The sequence below is a fragment of the Methylobacterium sp. 285MFTsu5.1 genome (assembly GCF_000383455.1).
Lineage (GTDB): Bacteria > Pseudomonadota > Alphaproteobacteria > Rhizobiales > Beijerinckiaceae > Methylobacterium.
The window spans coordinates 456,174-476,024 of record NZ_KB911271.1 but is presented as its reverse complement, the minus strand read 5'-3'; the positions used below and the strand labels follow the sequence as shown (position 1 = coordinate 476,024).

The window sequence follows — 19,851 nt, the reverse complement described above, 5'->3', positions numbered from 1 at the left end:
TCAGCCCTTCTGGCCGATGCGCCCCTCGGTGCCGGACGCGAGTCGGCGGATGTTGGGCGCGTGCTTCCACCATAGCAGCAGGCCGAGGAGCAGGAACAGCAACGCCTGCGTCGGGGCACCCAGCGCCCAGAGGACGAGGGGTGTGGCCGCCGAGGCGGCGAGCGCCGCCAGCGACGAGTACTTGAGCGCGAAGGCGAGACCGAGCCAGATCGCCGCGAACGCTGCGAGGGCGGGCGGGCTGAAGGCGAGGAGCACCCCGATGAAGGTCGCGACGCCCTTGCCGCCCTTGAAGCCCAGCCAGACCGGGAAGAGGTGGCCGAGGAAGGCGCCGAGCCCGGCCGCGAGCGCCGGGCCCTCGCCCAACTGCCGGGCGATGAGGACGGCCGCCGTGCCCTTGAGGGCGTCGCCCAGGAGCGTCGCCGCGGCGAGGCCCTTGCGGCCGGTGCGGAGCACGTTGGTGGCGCCGATATTGCCGGAGCCGATCGCCCGCACGTCGCCGAGGCCGGCGAACTTCGTGAGGATCAGCCCGAACGGGATCGAGCCCAGGGCGTAGCCGAGGGCGAGGCCGCCGAGGGCGGCCGGGGTCGCGAGATCGGGGAACATCATGCGGCGGCCGCGAGGTCGTCGGCCGCGTGGACGATCCGGCCACCGACCAGCGTCAGCACCGCCGCGCCCTGGAGGCGCGCCTCGTCGAAGGGGGAGTTCTTGGAGCGCGACTTCAGCCGGCGCTTGTCGAGGACGTAGGGGAGATCGGGATCGATCAGCACGAGGTCGGCGGGGGCGCCGACCGCCAGCCGGCCGGCCTCGCGGCCGAGGATGCGCGCCGGATTCACGGTGAGCGCGGCGACGAGCTTGGGCAGCGCGAGGTCGCCGGTGTGGACGAGGCGCATGGCGGCGCCGAACAGCGTCTCGATGCCCAGCGCCCCGTCCGCCGCCTCGGCGAAGGGCAGGCGCTTGGTCTCCACGTCCTGCGGGTTGTGGTCGGACACGATCACGTCGATCACGCCCTCGTCGAGGGCGCGCACCACAGCCTGACGGTCGGTCTCGTGGCGCAGGGGCGGCGAGAGCCGGCAGAAGGTGCGGTAATGGCCGATGTCGTTCTCATTGAGGACGAGGTTGTTCACCGAGACGCCGCAGGTCACCGGCAGGCCGTCCTGCTTGGCGCGGCGGACGATCTCCACCGAATCGGCGCAGGAGATCATCGCCGCGTGGTAGCGGGCGCCGGTCAGCCGCACGAGGCGGATGTCGCGCTCCAGCATCACGGTCTCGGCCTCGCGGGGGATGCCCATGAGCCCGAGGCGCGAGGCGAGCTCGCCCTCGTTCATGACGCCCTCGGCGACGAGGGCGGATTCCTCCACGTGCTGCACGATCAGCGCGTCGAAATCCCGGGCGTAGGTCAGGGCGCGGCGCAGAACCTGGGCGTTCGCCACGGCCCTGAGCCCGTCGGTGAACGCGACCGCGCCGGCCTCCTTGAGCAGGCCGAACTCGGTCATCTCCCGGCCGGCCAAGCCCTTGGTGATGGCGGCGGCCGGCAGGACGTTGACGCTCGCCGTGTCGCGGGCGCGGCGGAGCACGAAGTCGACGATGGCCGGCTCGTCGATCACCGGATTGGTGTCGGGCATGCAGACGAGCGTCGTGACGCCGCCCGCGGCCGCCGCGGCGCTCGCCGAGGCCAGGGTCTCGCGGTGCTCCGCCCCCGGCTCGCCCACGAAGGCGCGCATGTCGATCAGCCCGGGGGTCAGCACGCGGCCGGCGCAGTCGACGCGCTTCGCGTCGGCCGGGGCGCCCGGCGCCGCGCCGGCGGCGATGTCGGCGATGCGGCCGTCCCGCACCAGCACCGCGCCGGAGGTCTGGCGGCCGGTCGCGGGATCGAGGAGGTCGGCGTTCGCCAGAAGGTAGCTGCTCACAGGGGCGCCCTCGCGGAAGAGGCCGGGCCGTCGAGGCGCATGGCGAGGCCGGCCGCCGCCATGTGCGCCTTCGCCTCGGCGACGCTCGCCTGCCCGAAATGGAAGATGGAGGCCGCCAGGACGGCGCTGGCGCCGCCCTCGGCCACGCCGGCCACGAGGTCGTCGAGGCCGCCGACGCCGCCCGAGGCGATCACCGGCACGGTGACGGCATCGCTGATCGCCCGCGTCAGGGCGAGATCGTAGCCGGAGCGCGTCCCGTCCTTGTCCATGGAGGTGACGAGCAGTTCGCCGGCGCCCTTTTCGGCCACCAGCCGCGCGAAGGCCACGGCGTCGATCCCGGTCGGGTCGCGGCCGCCATGGGTGAAGATCTCCCAGGCGGCCGGCGCGCCGGGGGACGAGACGCGCTTGGCGTCGATCGCCACCACGATGCACTGCGCGCCGAACTTCTCGGCGGCCCGGGCCACGAGGTCGGGATCCTTCACCGCGGCGGTGTTGATCGCGACCTTGTCGGCACCGGCGAGCAGCAGCGCGCGCACGTCCTCGACGGTGCGCACGCCGCCGCCGACGGTCAGCGGCATGAAGCAGGCCTCGGCGGTCCGGCTGACGATGTCGAGCAGGGTGCCGCGGGCCTCGCGGCTCGCGGTGATGTCGAGGAAGCACAGCTCGTCCGCGCCGGCCGCGTCGTAGACCTTGGCGGCCTCGACGGGATCGCCGGCGTCGCGCAGGCCCTCGAAGCGCACGCCCTTCACGACGCGCCCGTCCTTCACGTCGAGGCAGGGGATGATGCGGGTCTTCAGCACGGGCGGCGTCTCATGTCGCGAGCCTCTGGATATCACGCCGTCGGGCCGCGCGCCGCAGCGATCGCCGCCAGGGCCGCCTCCGGATCGATGCGGCCGTCGTAGAGCGCCCGGCCGGTGATCGCGCCGGCGATCAGGGCGCAGTCGGGCTGCAGCAGCCGGTGGACGTCGTCGATCGACGCGAGGCCGCCCGAGGCGATGACCGGGATGCGCACGGCCTGGGCGAGCGCCAGGGTCATCTCGACGTTGAGGCCCTTCAGGATCCCGTCGCGGGCGATGTCGGTATAGATGATCGCCGCGACGCCCGCGTCCTCGAACCGGCGCCCCAGCTCCTCCGCGGTCATGCTGGAGGTCTGGGCCCAGCCCTCAACGGCGACGCGGCCGTCCTTGGCGTCGATCCCGACCGCGATCTTCCCGGGATACTTGCGGGCCGCCTCCCGGACGAAGCCGGGATCGCGCACCGCCGCGGTGCCGATGATCGCGCGGGCAACGCCCTTGCTCAGCCACCCCTCCAGGGTCTTCATCTCGCGGATCCCGCCGCCGAGCTGGACCGGGATCGTCACCCGCGCGAGGATCGCGTCGACGGCCTCGGCGTTCCGCGGGGCGCCCGCGAAGGCGCCGTCGAGATCGACGACGTGGAGCCAGGAGAAGCCCTGCGCCTCGAAGATCGCGGCCTGCGCGGCCGGATCGTCGCCGAAGACCTTGGCCTGCGCCATGTCCCCCTGGATGAGGCGAACGCAACGCCCCTCTTTCAGGTCGATCGCCGGGTACAGGATCACGGGCGCTTCCGTCCTTCTTGCCTGGGCCGAACGGCGCTCACGGGCGCCAGTTCAGGAAGTTGGCGATGAGCGCGAGGCCCAGCCGCTGGCTCTTCTCGGGGTGGAACTGCGTGCCGGCGACGTTGCCGCGGGCGACGAGGGCGGTGACCGGACCGCCGTACTCGGCGCGCGCGACGACGTCGTCCGGGCGCTCCGCCTGCAGCGCGTAGCTGTGCACGAAGTAGGCGTGCAGCCCGTCCTCGCCGGTGGGAATGCCGGCGAGCAGCGGGTGGTCGCGCTCGGTCCGCAGGGTGTTCCAGCCCATGTGGGGAACCTTGAGGGCCGGATCCGACGGCCGGATCGGACCGACGTCGCCGGGGATCCAGCCGAGCCCCGGCGTTGTCGTGTACTCGAGCCCGCGGCTCGCCAGGAGCTGCATCCCCACGCAGATGCCGAGGAACGGACGGCCCGCCCCGTGGGCGACCCGCGTCATCGCCTCGACCATGCCGGGGACGGCATCGAGCCCGCGGCGGCAATCCGCGAAGGCGCCGACGCCGGGCAGCACGACGCGGTCGGCCGCGGCCACCACCTCCGGGTCCGAGGTCAGGCAGATCCGCGCGTCGCGCCCGCTCTCGCGGGCGGCGCGCTCGAAGGCCTTGGCGGCGGAGTGGAGGTTGCCCGACCCGTAATCGATGATCGCGACGGTCTCGGTGGTCATGCGCGTCTCGCCCGGGAACTCACCGGGCGCCTTCCTGGGCGGGGAACAGCCCGATCACCGGCTCGGCCCGCCGGCTGGGGCCGCTCGGGAACGGGGCCCGGGGGGCGCCCGGGATCGCCTCGATCCAGCGGTTCAGCGCCCGGGCCTCGGCCTCCTCGGGCGTCGCGGCGACCACCGCGTCGCGCGCCGGCCAGCCGCGCCGCGCCAGGGTCCAGCGGCGCAGGCTGGAGGCCTCGAGGCCGATCAGCCAGGCTGCCAGCAGGGTGACGATCAGGCCGGCACCGGCCGGGAGCCCGAGGGCAATGCCGGCAGCGGCCAGCGCCACGAGGCCGACGAGGACGAGCAGGGCGGCGAGCCAGAGGCGGTGGAACAGGAACCACAGCACCGTGAAGGCGAAGGCCGGCCATGAGAAGCCGTCACGTACCAGGAGAGCCCGGTCGAGCCCGACCGTCTCGCCGGGCCGCGCATCGGCCGGCAGGTGGAGCGTGTAGCTGCGCATCCGCATTGCGAAACTCCGACAGCGCGCGCCGCGACGGCCGTGTGGCCGATCCGGGCGCCCGACGACAACGGGTCTACAGAGAGCCCTTGGTTGAGGGAACGCGCCCCTCCTCCCGCGGATCGATCGCCACGGCCTTCCGCAAGGCGCGGGCCAGCCCCTTGTAGCAGCTCTCCGCGATGTGGTGGGCGTTGTCGCCGTAGAGGGTCTCCACGTGGAGCGTCAGGCCGGCATTCATCGCGAAGGCCTGGAACCACTCGCGCACCAGCTCGGTGTCGAACTGTCCGATCTTCTCAACGCGGAACGTCGTGCGGAACACCAGGAAGGGCCGGCCGGAGATGTCGACGCAGACCCGGGTCAGCGCCTCGTCCATCGGCAGGTGGATGTCGGCGTAGCGCGTGACCCCGCGCTTGTCGCCGAGCGCCTTGGCGAAGGCCTGCCCCAGGGCGATGCCGCAATCCTCGGCCGAGTGGTGCTGGTCGATGTGCAGGTCGCCGTCGACCTTCACATCCAGGTCGAACAGGGCGTGCCGCGCCAGCAGATCCAGCATGTGGTCGAGGAAGCCGATGCCGGTGGCGATCTTCGACCGCCCGGTCCCGTCGAGATTGACGGTGACCGCGATATCGGTCTCCGCGGTCTTCCGGCTGATGGAGGCGCTGCGCATTTCGGTCTGGACTTCGCGTCGGGGGCGGCCCGGGCCGCCCGCGCCTTCTAGAGGGACTCGTCGCCGAATGGAAAGGCCGGCCGGCTAGCCGTTGAGAACCCGCCCCGCCACGGCGTCGAGCTTGGCGAGCAGCGCCGGATCCCGGACGGCGGGCGCCGTCATGATCGCGCCGTCCAGGGCCCGGTGCGAACCCGCCGGGCACGGCTCCCGCTCGGTCGGGAAATCGCGGGCGAGACGGGCGACGAGCCGCGCCGCCTTGTCGGCGTTGGCCCGGGCGACGGCGATCACCGCGGCGACGTCGACGGCGTCGTGGCCCGGGTGCCAGCAATCGTAGTCGGTCACCATCGCGATGGTCGCGTAGGTGATCTCCGCCTCGCGGGCGAGCTTGGCCTCGGGCATGTTGGTCATGCCGATCACGTCGAAGCCCTGGGCCTTGTAGGCGCGGGATTCGGCCAGCGACGAGAATTGCGGCCCCTCCATGCAGACGTAGGTGCCGCCGCGATGGACCGCGATGTGCTCAGCCTTCGCGGCCTGGGCGATCCGCGCCTGCAGGCCGGGGCCCACCGGGTGCGCGAGGGAGACGTGGGCGACGCAGCCGTCGCCGAAGAACGACGAGGCTCGGCCGTGGGTGCGGTCGACGAACTGGTCGACGAGCACGAAGAGGCCCGGGGGCAGGTCCTCGCGGAAGGAGCCGCAGGCCGAGAGGGCGACGAGGTCAGTGACCCCGGCCCGTTTCAGGGCGTCGATATTGGCGCGGTAGTTGATGCCCGACGGCGAGAGCCGGTGCCCCCGCCCGTGGCGCGCCAGGAACACGACCTTGGTGTCGCCGATGTGCCCGATCCGCAGGGCGTCCGAGGGCTCGCCCCAGGGCGACGCCACGCGCTCCTCGCGGACGTCCTCGAGACCCGGCAGGTCGTAGACGCCGGACCCACCCATGACACCCAGTACCGCTGCGCTCATGCCGGACTCCCTCAACGCGCGACGCCTCGGCAGCGCGGCCTATCCCACCCGGCACCTCGTCCTCGGGTGCCGGAGCCATGCGGAGGCCTCGACGGAGACCTCCGGACGCCGCTCTGATCCCTGAAGCTCTCCTGCGAGGCCCGCTGACGCGGTCACCTCAGGATGAGGTGGTGCAGGGGACGGACGGTTTCGGAAGGCGGACCGTCGCGGCGGGCGAGCGGTAGCATGGAGTGCCGGCCGAAAAAAAGATGGGCCTCCGCGAGGGAGGCCCATCCGAACTGCGAGCCGATCCGGCCCGCCTCAGTAGGTCTTGTGCAGCTCCGGCTGGAGGCCGTGGACCTCGCCGCCGACATCCGCCCAGATCTTCTTCTTCACGTAGTAGAGCAGGCCCGACAGGATGATCAGGAACAGGATCACCCGGAAGCCCAAAGCCTTGCGGTCCATCATGTGCGGCTCGGCCGCCCACATCAGGAAGGCCGAGACGTCCTTGCCGTACTGGTCCAGTGTCTCGGGCACGACCGGCTGGCCCTGATCGTTCTTCGGGTAGGAGACCTGCCCGTCGGTGATCGGCGGCGGCATCGCGATGATGTGGCCCGGATAGTACTTGTTGTAGTGGCCGCCCTCCGGCAGCGCGAAGTCCTTCGGCGGATCCTGGTAGCCGTTGATCAGGGCGTGGATGTAGTCCGGCCCTTGTTCCGAGTAGCCGACCAGCGGCAACCAGTCGGTCAGGAAGTAGAGCGAGCCGCGGGAGAAGGTCCGCGCCTTGGCGATGACCGAGAAGTCCGGCGGGGCCTTGCCGCCGTTGGCCGCGGCCGCAGCCTGATCGTTCGGGAAGGGCGGCGGGAAGGTGTCGGCCGGGCGGCCCGGCCGCTCGAACATGTCGCCGGCGTCGTTCGGCCCGTCCTTCACCTGGTAGGTCGCGGCCAGCGCCTTGACCTGCCCGGCCGAGAAGTGCGGCCCGCCCTCCTGCGCGAGGTTGCGGAAGGAGACCAGCTTCATCGAGTGGCAGGCGGAGCAGACCTCCTTGTAGACCTGGAATCCGCGCTGCAGCTGCGCGGTGTCGAAGCGGCCGAACACGCCGGCGAAGCTCCAGTTCACGCGGGCCGGGATCGGCCCGCCATGTCCTTCCTGGGCGGAGACCGGCACGGCGCCGATCAGCAGGGCCGCCAGGGCGGCCGCGGCGGTCGTCGAGAGGACGCGGGTCATCATCATGGTCCTGTCGTCAGCCCGTCAGCCTTTGGTGGTCGGAGCGGCGGCGGCGCCCGCCGGCATGCCGGATCCGGTCACCTGCTTGCCCGGTCCGGTCACACTCTCGAGGATCGAGCCCGGCAACTTCTTTGGCGTCTCGAACAGGCCGCAGAGCGGCATGACGATCAGGAAGTGCGCGAAGTAGTAGGCGGTGCAGACCTGGGCGGCGAGCACGTAGCCGCCCTCCGGGGGCTGCGAGCCGAGCCAGCCGAGGAGCAGGGTCGCGCCGATGAACACCCAGAAGAACTGGCGGTAGATCGGCCGGTAGTTGCACGACCGGATCCGCGACGTGTCGAGCCACGGCGCGAAGGCCAGGATGATCACCGCCGAGAACATCAGGATGACGCCGCCGAGCTTGCTCGGGACCGCGCGCAGGATCGCGTAGAACGGCAGGAAGTACCATTCCGGCACGATGTGCGCGGGCGTCACCGCCGGGTTCGCCTGGATGTAGTTGTCGGCGTGGCCGAGATAGTTCGGCTGGTAGAACAGGAACCACGCGAACAGGATCATGAACACGCAGGTCGCGAACACGTCCTTGACCGTCGCGTAGGGCGTGAACGGCACCGCGTCCTTGCCCGACTTGATCGGGATGCCGGCCGGGTTGTTCTGCCCGGTGACGTGCAGGGCCCAGACGTGCAGCACGACCACGCCGGCAATCATCCACGGCAGCAGGTAGTGCAGCGAGAAGAAGCGGTTCACGGTCGGGTTGCCCACCGAGTAGCCGCCCCACAGCAGGGTCTGAATCGTGTCGCCGACCACCGGGATCGCCGCCAGGATGTTGGTGATGACGGTCGCGCCCCAGAAGCTCATCTGGCCCCACGGCAGCGTGTAGCCGAGGAAGGCGGTCGCCATCATCAGGAGGTAGATGACGACGCCTAGGATGTAGAGCACCTCGCGCGGCGCCTTGTAAGACCCGTAATAGAGGGCGCGGAACATGTGGACGTAGACGGCGACGAAGAACATCGAGGCGCCGTTGGCGTGCGCGTAGCGCAGCAGCCAGCCGTAGTTCACGTCGCGCATGATCTTCTCGACGGAGGTGAAGGCACCTGTCGCCGAGGGCTCATAGTGCATCGCCAGCCAGATGCCGGTGACGATCTGGATTCCCAGGAAAGCGGCGAGGATCGCCCCGAAGGTCCAGAAGTAGTTGAGGTTCCGCGGAACCGGGTAGGCGATGAAGGACGAGTGCACCAGCCCGGCGATGGGCAGGCGCGCCTCGAACCATTTGGCCACGCGGCTCTTCGGGACGTAGGTGCTGGCTGTTCCGCTCATGCTTCCGTCCTCCTCAGGCCGCTTCCTTGCCGCCTTCGCCGATCCGGATCTTGGTATCGGTCTGGAAGGCGTAGGGCGGGATCGGCAGGTTGATGGGCGCCGGTCCGTGGCGCACGCGACCCACCGCGTCGAATTGCGAGCCGTGGCACGGGCAGGCCCAGCCCTCGAAATTGCCCTGGTGGCCGATCGGCACGCAGCCGAGATGTGTGCAGTTGCCGTAGACCACCAGCCACTGGTCGTGGCCGCTCTTGACCCGCGTCGGGAAGGCGGCCGGGTCGATCATGGCCGAGAGCGGGACCGCCTTCATGTCGGTCACTTCCTTGGCGGTCAGCTTGCGCACGAAGATCAGCTTGCCGCGCCAGAAGACGTTGATGATCTGGCCGTCCTGGATCGGCGTCAGGTCGACCTCGATCGGCGCGCCGGCGGCGATCGTTTCGGCGTCGGGTGCCATGGAGGAGATCAGCGGCCAGACGACGGCCCCCGCCCCGACCGCCAACCCGGCGCCCGTCGCCAGGAACAGAAAGTCACGGCGGCTGCCCTCATGACCAGAGACCGCGGCAGCGGCGGCTGATGTGTTCGCCAAGGTTCGGAACTCCATGCGTCGGCGTCAGGGCCGCAGGTGCCCTCGTCCCGGCTCGTCCCGGGAACAAAGCATTATGGTTCTAATCTGAGCAATGAGACCGTCTGCCGCCCCCGAGTCAAGCCGCAGTGTGCGGCGCGGCGATAAGGTCGCCCCTCGATCGTAGCGGTATGTTGCCGGCAATCTCGCTCCTCCGACGCTCAGGCGACGGCGCTGTCGTACCGGGCCGTCCCGTCGTCGAGAAAGCCGCCCGACTGTCGCGTCCAGAGGCCGGCATAGACGCCGCCGGCGGCGACCAACTCGGCGTGAGTCCCCTCCTCGATGATCCGGCCGCGGTCGATCACGACCAGCCGGTCGAGGGCCGCGATCGTCGACAGGCGGTGCGCGATGGCCAGCACGGTCTTGCCGGCCATCAGCGTGTCGAGGGATTCCTGGATCGCCGCCTCGACCTGGCTGTCGAGCGCCGAGGTCGCCTCGTCGAGAATCAGGATCGGCGCGTCCTTCAGCATGACGCGGGCGATGGCGATGCGCTGGCGCTGGCCGCCGGACAGCTTGACGCCGCGCTCGCCGACCTGGGCATCGTAGCCGCGCCGGCCCTTGTGGTCGACGAGATCGGCGATGAACGTGTCCGCGTGGGCGAGCCGCGCGGCCCGCTCGATCTCCGCCTGGGTGGCGCCGGGGCGGCCGTAGGCGATGTTGTCGCGGATGGAGCGGTGCAGCAGGGAGGTGTCCTGGCTGACCATCGCGATGGCCTCGCGCAGGGATTGCTGGGTCACCGTCGCGATGTCCTGGCCGTCCACCAGGATCCGCCCGCTCTCCACGTCGTAGAGCCGCAGGAGCAGGCCCGCCAGGGTCGACTTGCCGGCGCCGCTGACGCCGACCAGCCCGACCTTCTCGCCCGGATGGATCGTCAGGGAGAAATCCTCGATGACGGTGGCGTCGCCGCGCCCGTAGTGAAAGCCGACCTCCGCGAACCGGATCTCGCCGCCGGTGACGGCGAGCGTCCGCGCGTCCGGCGCGTCGACGAGGGCGTGCGGCTGGGCCATCGTCTGCATGCTCTCCTGGACCACGCCGACATTCTCGAAGACGCCGCGCACGGTCTGCATGACCCAGCCCGACATGGCGATGAGCCTGAGGACCAGGGCGAGCCCCGCCGACGCCTCGCCGGTCGTCATGCCGCCGTCGCGCCACAGCACGAGGCAGGCCGCGCCGGTAGCGATCAGGAGCCCGCTGTTGAGCAGGCCGAGGAGGCTCGTCGTCAGGGTGACCAGCCGGAACTGGTGGAGATAGGCGGCGGTGTGGACTTCCACGGCGTCCTGCACCGCGGCCCGCTCCTCGCGGTCGCGGGCGAAGAGCTTCACCGTCAGAATGTTGGTGTAGCTGTCGACGATGCGGCCGATCAGCGTCGAGCGGGTGTCGGCGGTCTTGTGCGAGCGCGCGCGGGCCCGGGGCACGAACCACGCGGTCAGGGCCGCGTAGGCGGCGATCCAGAGCAGCACCGGGACGGCGAGCCACGGCGAGATCGCGCTGAACAGCCCGACCGCGGTGATCGCGTAGATCGCCACGTACAGGAGGGTGTCGATGAAGACGACGGCGAGTTCCCGCACCGCCGGGCCCACCTGGACGACGCGGTTGGCGAGCCGTCCCGAGAAGTCGCCCTGGAAATACGAGAGCGCGTGCCCGAGGGTGTAGAGATGCGCCCGCCAGCGGATCTGGCTGGTCGATTGCGGCACGACGAGCTGGTTGGACAGCACCTCGTGGGCCCAGATCGACAGCGGTCGCACCACGGCGATCAGCAGGACCACCAGCCCGAGCTCGACCGCGTGGTCCGACAGCACCGTCGCCCGGTCGGCCGAGCCGAGTAGGTCGATGAACCAGCGCATCACGAGGTAGAGGGAGGCCTCGACCGTGCCGGCGATCACCGCGATGACGAACAGCGCCGCCAGGGCGGCGCGGATCGGGCGCAGGTAGAACCAGGCGAAGCCGAGCACCGACCGCGGCGGCATCCGCGCCTCGTCGAAGGGCGCGAAGGGGTCGACGCGGCGTTCAAGCCAATCGAGGAACATGTTGACAGGGGCGTGACGCGGCGGGAGCCCCTCATGTAAGCGCCTCCCGCCGCGCGCCAACCGCGCGGCGTGGTCGCGCCGCCCGGCCTCAGCGGTTCAGGGCGAGGGCCGCGCCGGACTTGGTGAGGGCGCCTTCCAGGCCGCCGCCGCCCTGGCGCAGCCGCGCCGCCACCGAGCCGCCCGGCTGGTAGAGGTAGACCTCGCCGTCGCGGAAGTCCCAGGCCGAGACCCGCGCGAGATCCTTGTTGGCGCAGCCCGCGGCCGTCGCCCGGTAGAGGTCGAGGGCCGGGGTGCTCGAGAGCGTGACCTTGCAGTTCGCACCGGTCGCGTCCCGCGCATCCCAGCTTCCGACCACCGACGAGCGGCCGCCCGTGGCGACCGGCGGCGGCGGCGCCGGCGGGGCGACCGGCTCGGCGATCACGGTGGGGCCGCCGGCGGGCGGCGCGGCCGCCTGGGCACCGGGCGGGGGCGGCGCGTCGGGGCTCGCCGCGACGCCGGGCGGCGGCGCCAGCGGGGCCGCCGTCACCGTGCCCGACGGCATGGCCGGCACCGTGTCCAGGGACGCCTGGGGCGACGGCCCCCGGGTGCGCGGCCCGTCGAGGCGGCTGGAGGCGCAGGCGCCGAGGCTGGCGGCCAGACAGAGAACGGCGAACGTCGACAGGCTCGGGCGCAGCATCGGTCCACTTCGGGTCAGGATTCACGGCGCGGAGGCGCTTCGATCCTGACTCCGTGGCAATTGCGCTGTCCGCAAGGCAGCCCTCTCAGCCCGGACCAACTCTGCTGCGGAGAGCCGGCCTTTTCGGCCGGGTGTGGCCCTCAGGCCTCAACACCCGACTCGACTGCGCGATCAGAGCGTGCGCTCGACCATCATCTTCTTGATCTCGGCGATGGCCTTCGCCGGGTTCAGGCTCTTCGGGCACGTGTTGGCGCAGTTCATGATCGTGTGGCAGCGGTACAGCCGGAACGGGTCGTGCAGCCCGTCGAGGCGGTGGCCCGTGTTCTCGTCGCGCGAGTCGATCAGCCAGCGATAGGCCTGCAGCAGGGCCGCCGGGCCGAGGAACTTGTCGCCGTTCCACCAGTAGCTCGGGCACGACGTGGTGCAGCACGCGCACAGGATGCACTCGTAGAGGCCGTCGAGGCGGGAGCGGTCCTCCGGCGTCTGGCGCCACTCCTTCTCGGGCGCGGGCGTCTCGGTCTGGAGCCAGGGCTCGATGGCGGCGTGCTGGGCGTAGAAATTCGTCAGGTCCGGCACGAGATCCTTGAGGACCGGCATGTGCGGCAGCGGGTAGATCCGGATCGCACCGTCCTTGTCCTTGCGGGTCATCACCGGCAGGGCGTTGTCGGGACTCTTGCACTCGTCGATGCCCATCGTGCAGGCGAGCGCGTTCTGCCCCTCGATGTTCATCGCGCAGGAGCCGCAGATGCCCTCGCGGCAGGAGCGGCGGAAGACCAGCGTCGGGTCGACCTTGTTCTTGATCCACAGCAGCGCGTCGAGGACCATCGGGCCGCAATCCTCGCGGTCGACCTGATAGGTGTCGATCCGCGGGTTGGCCCCGTCATCCGGGTTCCAGCGGTAGATCTTGAAGGTCTGCAGGTTCCTGGCGCCGGGCGGGGCCGGCCAGGACTTGCCCTGGGTGATCTGGGAATTCTTCGGAAGGTTGAACTGAGCCATGGTTCTCGACGGCTTCCGCTGGAGCAGGACGCGGCGGCCGGAGGGGTGAGGCCCCGCCGCCGCAGTCGTTGTGCAGAGTTGCAGATCAGTACACGCGCGCCTTGGGCTCGATGTACTGGATCTCGTTGGACATCGTGTAGGTGTGGACCGGGCGGTAATCGATGACCACTTGGTGCTGGCCCTCGTCGAGCCAGGACAGCGTGTGCTTCATCCAGTCCTTGTCGTCGCGGTCCGGGAAGTCCTCGCGCGCGTGGGCGCCGCGCGATTCCGTGCGGTTGGCGGCCGATTCCATCGTCACCACCGCCTGGCCGATCAGGTTGTCGAACTCCAGAGTCTCCAGGAGGTCGGTGTTCCAGACCAGCGACCGGTCGGTGATCTTCACGTCGGCGGCGGCGTTCCAGACCTTGTGGATCAGGCCCTTGCCCTCCTCCAGCACCTCGCCGGTGCGGAACACGGCGCAGTTGTTCTGCATCGTCTTCTGCATCTCGGCACGGAGGTCGGCGGTCGGCGTCGAGCCGTTGGCATAGCGGAACCGGTCGAGGCGCTCGAGGGCCTTATCGGTCGCGCCCTTGGGCAACTCCATGGCCCGGCCGTTCGGCTCGACGATCTCGGCGCAGCGCTTGCCGGCGGCGCGGCCGAAGACCACGAGGTCAATCAGCGAGTTCGAGCCGAGGCGATTGGCGCCGTGGACGGAGACGCAGGCCGCCTCGCCGATCGCCATCAGCCCCGGGACCACCGTGTCGGGGTTGCCGTCGCGCAGCGTCAGCACCTCGCCGTGATAGTTCGTGGGGATGCCGCCCATGTTGTAGTGGACCGTCGGGATGACCGGGATCGGCTCCTTGGTCACGTCGACGCCCGCGAAGATCCGCGCGGATTCCGAGATGCCCGGCAGGCGCTCGTGCAGGATCTTCGGGTCCAGGTGGTCGAGGTGCAGGTAGATGTGGTCCTTGTTCTTGCCGACGCCGCGGCCGTCGCGGATCTCCATGGTCATGGAGCGCGAGACCACGTCGCGCGAGGCGAGGTCCTTCGCCGACGGCGCGTAGCGCTCCATGAAGCGCTCGCCCTCGGAATTGGTGAGGTAGCCGCCCTCGCCGCGGGAGCCTTCGGTGATCAGGCAGCCCGCGCCGTAGATGCCGGTCGGGTGGAACTGCACGAACTCCATGTCCTGCAGCGGCAGGCCGGCGCGCAGCACCATGGCGTTGCCGTCGCCCGTGCAGGTATGGGCGGAGGTCGCCGAGAAGTAGGCGCGGCCGTAGCCGCCGGTCGCCAGGATGGTCATCTGGGCGCGGAAGCGGTGGATCTCGCCGGTGGCCTGATCGAGGGCGATGACGCCGCGGCAGCGGCCCTCGTCGTCCATGATCAGGTCGAGGGCGAAGTACTCGATGAAGAAATCGGTCTGGTTCTTCACCGCCTGCCCGTAGAGGGTGTGCAGCATCGCGTGGCCGGTCCGGTCGGCCGCCGCGCAGGTGCGCTGGGCGGTGCCCTTGCCGTAATCGGTCGTCATGCCGCCGAACGGGCGCTGGTAGATCTTGCCCTCCTCCGTGCGGGAGAACGGTACGCCCCAGTGCTCCAGCTCGTAGACGGCGGCGGGCGCGTTGCGCACGAGGTACTCGATGGCGTCCTGGTCGCCGAGCCAGTCCGATCCCTTCACGGTGTCGTACATGTGCCAGCGCCAGTCGTCCGGGCCCATGTTGCCCAGCGAGGCCGAGATGCCGCCCTGCGCCGCCACCGTGTGCGAGCGCGTCGGGAACACCTTGGTGATGCAGGCGGTGCGCAGGCCCGCTTCCGAGCAGCCCACCGTGGCGCGCAGTCCTGCGCCGCCCGCGCCGACGATCACGACGTCGAAGGCGTGATCGTGGATGGTGTAGGCAGGCCCGCTGCCGTTTGTGCCGTTGGCGGCCATGTTCGGCTCCTCGAGATCGATGTTGACGGGGTCAGGCCGGCTGTCCGAAGCCGATGCGCAGGACCGCGTAGAGGCAGGCGACGGCCACGACGACCGCGTAGGCGTTGTTGGTGAACACCGCCGCGATCTTCGTCGCCGGCGCGTGCACGTAGTCCTCGATGATCACCTGCATGCCGAGGCGCATGTGGACCGTGACCGACAGTAGCGCCAGGATCAGGAGGATCGACACCAGAGGGGTCGCGACGAGGAGCCGCGCCTCCGGGTAGCCGCGGCCCGCCATCTTGGCGATGATCACCACGAAGCTCAGCATCAGCACGACGTTGGCGACGGCGGTCAGCCGCTGCAGCCACCAGTGCCCGGCGCCGTGATGGGAGACGCCGAGGCCGCGCACGCGGGCGCGCGGCGTGCGGATCGAGACGCGCGTGTCCTGCCGGACCTCTTCCTTAGCCATGTCGTCCTCCTCAGCGGACCAGAAGGGCGACCGCCCAGATGACGAGGGTGAGGGCCACCGAGCCGATCAGCGTCAGCCGGGCCATCGAGAGGCGTTTCTCCCGGTCGAAGCCGACACCGGTGTCCCAGATCAGGTGCCGGATGCCGCCGAGCATGTGGTGCATCAGGATCCACGTGTAGACGAACAGGATCAGGCGCCCGAAGATCGAGCCGAAGAACCCAGCCACGTAAGAGTAGCCGGCCGGTCCCGAGGCCAGAGCCACGAGCCAGATCGCGACGAGAGCAGTCCCGCCGTAGAGCGCGGTGCCGGTGATGCGGTGGAACACCGACATCGCCATCGTCCAGGTCCAGCGATAGATCTGGAGATGCGGCGACATGGGCTGAGCCACTGTCGGGCGGGCGGTGGGTGCCATCGTGTTGAAGCCTCGCAGCTGCGAACTGGACCGTCTCTAATCTGGTAGCGCTAGAGCCTGAGCGGGCAACCCGCAATCCGTCATGGTGCGGCGCAATGTGCCCTCTGGGGCGACACTTTGCCGATTCTGTCACTTCAGCTGTCCCAGGAGGCGCCACCACGCGTAGTCGAGCGGCGCCGCCACGAGGAGCGACAGGAAACCGAAGCTCAAGGTGAGCCGGGTCGCGTCCCGGAGACGGACCCGCCCGAGCTCGCTGGCGAACACGATCGGGGGCGCCTGATAGGGGAAGAACAGGGTCGAGTAGCCGATCACCTGCAGCGAGACGACCGCGAAGGGTGACAGGCCGCTCGCCTCCGACATCTCGCCCGCGAGCGCCGTGTACAGGGCCGGGGCGCCGTTGGCGGTGACGAGGAGGGTCAGCACCGTGGCGATGCCGGTGAGCACCGCGAAGTTCTGCGTCGGCGCGTTGTGCGCCAGGGGGGCGACGGTCAGCAGCAGATGGCCGAGGCGCTCGCCGAGCCCGGTCTCGTTGACGAGGGCGACGAGGCCGAGCAGCGCCGCGATGTAGAAGCAGGTCCGCAGGTTCACCTGTTGGAACGCCTCCGGCGGCAGGACCCCGATCCGCGGCAGCAGGCAGACGACCGCGGCGGCGAGGCCGACCCAGGCGGGGGCAAGGCCGTGGAGGCTGTCGGTCATCCAGAGGATCAGCGTGCAGGCGAGGATCACCGCGAGGCGCCGCTCGGGCGCGGACAGCGGGGGAAGGTCCGACAGGGCCGGAGCGGCGGAGCCGAGGTTGTCCGGGAACAGCCGGACGATGAGGCCGACGAGCAGCACGCCCTTCACCAGCGCCAGGACCGGGGCATGCAGAAGGAAGTAAGAGAGGTACGACAGGTGCAGGCCGAGCAGGTGCTCGGCCGAGCCGGCCATCACGAGGTTCGGGACGTTGGCGGGCAGGATCGCCGCAGAGAGGATCGGGGTGGCGAGGCCGACGGCTAGGACCGCACCCGTCCGCCCCGGGCGCCCGGCCGCGAGGCCGAAGGCGTCGCAGAGTGCGAGGGTGACGGGGATCATCAGGGCAATGCGGCCCAGATTCGACGGCATGACGAAGGCGATGAGGAAGCTCAGCGTCACCAGCCCAGCGATGAAGCGGCCGTAGGAGCCGGAGAGCCGCAGGGCGAGGGTGCGCGCCATCCGGGCGCCCAGGCCGGTCCGGGTCATGCCCTGCCCCACTACCATGCCGGACAGGACCAGCCAGAACGCGGAGGACGAGAAGCCCGAGAACACCGTTGCGGCCGAGCCGAGACGCAGCAGCATCGCCAGTCCGAAGAAGGCGAGTGCCGTGACGATCTCGGGCAGCAGCGCGGTCGCCCACAGGCCCATGCACAGCACGAGCAGCCCCGCCGTCGCCGCAACCAGTCCCTCGCCGCTCACCGCGATCGTCCCCGCACCACGCTACGCCGGAAGCGGCATCCTCATCGGATTGGAACGGTTCGCAATTCGGGACTTGTTGAGCGAGCCTTCGCCTGCGGCGAAGGCTGTGGATCCGGTGGGCCGATCTGGCCCAGGGGTCCTCACGACATTGCCCGACCGAAGGCCGGCCGGGCGTCGCGCGGTTTCGAGGATGCGCCGCGGGGACGAGACCCGCGCCGCCTGACTCAGTAGCCGTAGCCGTAGTAGCCGTCGCAGGCAGCCGGGTCGTAGGCGCCGTAGCCGTAAGTGTAGGCGCAATTGTCGTAGCCGTAGTCGAGACCGCCCAGGCCGTAACCGACGCCGAGGCCGAGCCCGAGGCCGGCGAGTCCGTAGCCGACGCCGCGTCCGTAGCGGTGGCCGTAATAGCCGCGGTTGACGAAGCCGCGACCGGCGATCCCGCGGTTCCCGACCCCGCCGAACCGGCCGGCCTGGTTATATCCGCCGGCCCGCAGGCCGCCAGTCCGGACGCCGCCGACGCCGGCCACGCCGAGCCCGGCCCCGCGGAAGCCGCCGCCCAGTCCGCCGACCCGCGCCCCGCCGACGCCGTTCTGGAAGGCGCCGCCGCCGAAGCCGCCGTTCCGGAACGCCCCGCCGCCGACACTGCCGCCGCGGAAGCCGCCGCCGAAACCGCCACCGTGGAAGCCGCCCCCGCCGAATCCGCCGCCGTGGAAGCCACCGCCGCCGAAGCCGCGGGCATCGGCGACGGTCGGCGCGAACGCGACGGCCGTCAGGAGGGCGGTGGAGACGAGTGCGATACGAGTCATGGGAAAGCTCAGCCTGATGTGTGGTGCTTTAACCACTCAACCCGGCTCTAAGGTGGCTGTATCCAAGCTTGAGTATGACCGATGGCGTGGCAGTCGGTCGCTGAGTTGGCGATATGTACGTCGGGCTCGAACGTCACCCTGGACTTCACGAAGTCTCACCGGAAGGGCGGTTCATCGAAACTGCGCAGCTTGCGCGAGTGGAGACCTTGCCGATCGGCCCGAAGAACGTCGAGGGCCGCCAGCCCGACCCGGAGGTGCTCCGAGACGGCCCGATCGTAGAAGGCGTTGGCGGCACCCGGCAGCTTGATCTCGCCGTGGAGCGGCTTGTCTGAGACGCAGAGCAGCGCGCCGTAGGGAACGCGCAGGCGGAAGCCCTGGGCGGCGACCGTGCCGCTCTCCATGTCCACCGCCACGGCGCGGGACTGGTTGATCCGACGCCGCTCCTGGCTGAAGCGCAGTTCCCAGTTGCGATCGTCGTAGGTCACCACCGTGCCGGTGCGCAGGCGCCGCTTGAGCGCGTCAGCCTGCTCGCCCGTCACCGCGGCGGCGGCGTCCTGAAGGGCGACCTGCACCTCGGCGAGGGCCGGCACCGGCACGTCCGGCGGCACGAGCTCGTCGAGGATCCGGTCGCGGCGGAGGTAGGCGTGCGCCAGCACGTAGTCGCCGATGGTCTGCGACTGCCGAAGGCCGCCGCAATGGCCGACCATCAGCCAGCAATCCGGGCGCAGCACCGCGAGGTGGTCGGTGATCGTCTTCGCGTTCGAGGGGCCGACGCCGATATTGACCAGCGTCGTGCCCTGCTGGGTCCCGTCGGAATCGCGCGCCACCAAGTGGTAGGCCGGCATCTGATGGCGATGCCAGGGCGAGGCGGCGATCACAGCGGCCGGGTCTGCATCCACCGCCTCGGCACGGGTCACGGACACGCCGCCCGGCAGGACCAGCCGCTCGAACCCCTCCGCGCCCGAGGCGAGCCGCTCCAAGCCGTGGCGGACGAACTGGTCGACGTAGCGGTGATAGTTGGTGAGCAGGATCCAGGGCTGGACGTCGCGCCAGTCGCAGCCGGTGTAATGGACGAGGCGCCGGAGCGAGTAATCGACCCGAACCGCGTCGAACAGCGCCAGGGGCAGCGGCTCGCCAGGGATCTGGTCGAACAGCCCGTCCGCGATCTCGTCGCCCACGAGCGACAGGAGCGGCACCGGGAAATAGGTGGCGAGGTCCGCGCCGTCGACGCTCCGCCCGCGCGCGTCCAGCCCGGCCTCCAGCACGTAGGGATAGGGAATCTCCTGCGCGCTGAGACCGACCTCGAGGGCGATGCCGTAGTCGGCGATCAGCGGCTCCAGCTGGCGGGTCAGGTACGTCCGGAAGAATCCCGGATGCGTGATTGTGGTGGCGTAGGTGCCGGCGGCCTGGAGCTTGGCGGTGGCGCGCCGGACCCGGGGCAGCGGCCCGTCCGGGCGGTAGCTGATCCGTAGTTCCGGGTAGCGGAAGGCGAGACGCTCCGTGGCGTCCGGCGGCGGCCCGCCGGCGAGGTAGCGCTCCAGCGCGGTCCGCAGGGCGCCGGCCGCGTCGTCGTAGAGCTCGACCAGCCGGTCGATGGCGGTCGCGGCATCCGCCACCGCCTGCATCGGCCGCAATTCCCGCTCGATCATGTCGCCTCCGTTCCTGCTGCCGGATCTACACCCCGCGCCATCCGGGGGCGAGATGCGGGGTTGCGAG

20 protein-coding genes are annotated in these 19,851 nt (G+C 70.5%); all 20 read right to left on the bottom strand.

Annotated elements, in window-relative coordinates; translation table 11 throughout:
* The 20 genes from plsY to H288_RS0106415 all read right to left on the bottom strand — a co-directional run bounded on the left by plsY (position 1) and on the right by H288_RS0106415 (position 19,784).
* The gene (gene plsY, locus H288_RS0106510) at positions 1-603 is read right to left on the bottom strand and encodes a glycerol-3-phosphate 1-O-acyltransferase PlsY (RefSeq protein ID WP_026604735.1); all 603 of its coding nucleotides are present in this window, start codon (positions 601-603) and stop codon (positions 1-3) included.
* Complete coding sequence (locus H288_RS0106505) at positions 603-1,907, bottom strand: dihydroorotase (RefSeq protein ID WP_020091783.1); 1,305 nt, start codon at positions 1,905-1,907, stop codon at positions 603-605. Before H288_RS0106505 ends, plsY begins: the two co-directional genes overlap by 1 nt.
* Positions 1,904-2,707 (bottom strand): imidazole glycerol phosphate synthase subunit HisF, encoded by an 804-nt coding sequence (hisF, locus tag H288_RS0106500; protein WP_020091782.1) that lies wholly within the window; start codon positions 2,705-2,707, stop codon positions 1,904-1,906. Before hisF ends, H288_RS0106505 begins: the two co-directional genes overlap by 4 nt.
* A gap of 32 nt (positions 2,708-2,739) precedes the next feature.
* Positions 2,740-3,483, bottom strand: a complete 744-nt coding sequence (gene hisA, locus H288_RS0106495; protein ID WP_020091781.1) for a 1-(5-phosphoribosyl)-5-[(5-phosphoribosylamino)methylideneamino]imidazole-4-carboxamide isomerase — start codon at positions 3,481-3,483, stop codon at positions 2,740-2,742.
* 37 nt (positions 3,484-3,520) lie between these two features.
* Positions 3,521-4,180 (bottom strand): imidazole glycerol phosphate synthase subunit HisH, encoded by a 660-nt coding sequence (gene hisH, locus H288_RS0106490; protein WP_020091780.1) that lies wholly within the window; start codon positions 4,178-4,180, stop codon positions 3,521-3,523.
* 19 nt (positions 4,181-4,199) lie between these two features.
* Positions 4,200-4,685 carry a DUF2628 domain-containing protein gene (locus tag H288_RS0106485; protein WP_020091779.1) on the bottom strand — a complete coding sequence of 162 codons (486 nt, stop codon included), beginning with the start codon at positions 4,683-4,685 and terminating at the stop codon, positions 4,200-4,202.
* A 67-nt stretch (positions 4,686-4,752) separates the two neighbouring features.
* Entirely contained in the window at positions 4,753-5,340 is a 588-nt protein-coding gene (gene hisB, locus H288_RS0106480; RefSeq protein ID WP_020091778.1) for an imidazoleglycerol-phosphate dehydratase HisB, read from the bottom strand.
* 84 nt (positions 5,341-5,424) lie between these two features.
* Positions 5,425-6,300: an S-methyl-5'-thioadenosine phosphorylase gene (locus tag H288_RS0106475; protein ID WP_026604733.1), complete on the bottom strand. Its 876-nt coding sequence runs from the start codon at positions 6,298-6,300 to the stop codon at positions 5,425-5,427.
* 300 nt (positions 6,301-6,600) lie between these two features.
* Positions 6,601-7,512: a cytochrome c1 gene (locus H288_RS0106470; RefSeq protein WP_020091776.1), complete on the bottom strand. Its 912-nt coding sequence runs from the start codon at positions 7,510-7,512 to the stop codon at positions 6,601-6,603.
* Between the two features lie 18 nt (positions 7,513-7,530).
* Positions 7,531-8,817, bottom strand: a complete 1,287-nt coding sequence (locus H288_RS0106465) for a cytochrome b N-terminal domain-containing protein (protein ID WP_020091775.1) — start codon at positions 8,815-8,817, stop codon at positions 7,531-7,533.
* Positions 8,818-8,830: 13 nt separating this feature from the next.
* A complete protein-coding gene (gene petA / locus H288_RS0106460; RefSeq protein WP_081636448.1) occupies positions 8,831-9,415 on the bottom strand; it encodes a ubiquinol-cytochrome c reductase iron-sulfur subunit in 585 nt (194 codons plus the stop codon).
* Positions 9,416-9,597: 182 nt separating this feature from the next.
* Complete coding sequence (locus tag H288_RS0106455; protein ID WP_020091773.1) at positions 9,598-11,463, bottom strand: ABC transporter ATP-binding protein; 1,866 nt, start codon at positions 11,461-11,463, stop codon at positions 9,598-9,600.
* An 88-nt stretch (positions 11,464-11,551) separates the two neighbouring features.
* Positions 11,552-12,139, bottom strand: a complete 588-nt coding sequence (locus H288_RS0106450; protein ID WP_020091772.1) for an AprI/Inh family metalloprotease inhibitor — start codon at positions 12,137-12,139, stop codon at positions 11,552-11,554.
* Positions 12,140-12,310: 171 nt separating this feature from the next.
* On the bottom strand, positions 12,311-13,135 hold the full coding sequence (locus H288_RS0106445) for a succinate dehydrogenase iron-sulfur subunit (protein WP_020091771.1): 825 nt from the start codon (positions 13,133-13,135) through the stop codon (positions 12,311-12,313).
* A gap of 85 nt (positions 13,136-13,220) precedes the next feature.
* Positions 13,221-15,038, bottom strand: coding sequence for a succinate dehydrogenase flavoprotein subunit (gene sdhA, locus H288_RS0106440; protein ID WP_020091770.1), 1,818 nt, complete (start codon positions 15,036-15,038; stop codon positions 13,221-13,223).
* Positions 15,039-15,069: 31 nt separating this feature from the next.
* Positions 15,070-15,489, bottom strand: coding sequence for a succinate dehydrogenase, hydrophobic membrane anchor protein (gene sdhD, locus H288_RS0106435; protein WP_020091769.1), 420 nt, complete (start codon positions 15,487-15,489; stop codon positions 15,070-15,072).
* A gap of 10 nt (positions 15,490-15,499) precedes the next feature.
* On the bottom strand, positions 15,500-15,901 hold the full coding sequence (gene sdhC / locus H288_RS0106430; RefSeq protein WP_026604731.1) for a succinate dehydrogenase, cytochrome b556 subunit: 402 nt from the start codon (positions 15,899-15,901) through the stop codon (positions 15,500-15,502).
* A gap of 129 nt (positions 15,902-16,030) precedes the next feature.
* Positions 16,031-17,332 (bottom strand): SLC13 family permease, encoded by a 1,302-nt coding sequence (locus H288_RS0106425; protein ID WP_020091767.1) that lies wholly within the window; start codon positions 17,330-17,332, stop codon positions 16,031-16,033.
* 224 nt (positions 17,333-17,556) lie between these two features.
* Entirely contained in the window at positions 17,557-18,135 is a 579-nt protein-coding gene (locus H288_RS0106420; RefSeq protein ID WP_020091766.1) for a hypothetical protein, read from the bottom strand.
* A gap of 155 nt (positions 18,136-18,290) precedes the next feature.
* Positions 18,291-19,784, bottom strand: a complete 1,494-nt coding sequence (locus H288_RS0106415; protein WP_020091765.1) for an AMP nucleosidase — start codon at positions 19,782-19,784, stop codon at positions 18,291-18,293.
* Between the last annotated feature and the right edge of the window lie 67 nt (positions 19,785-19,851).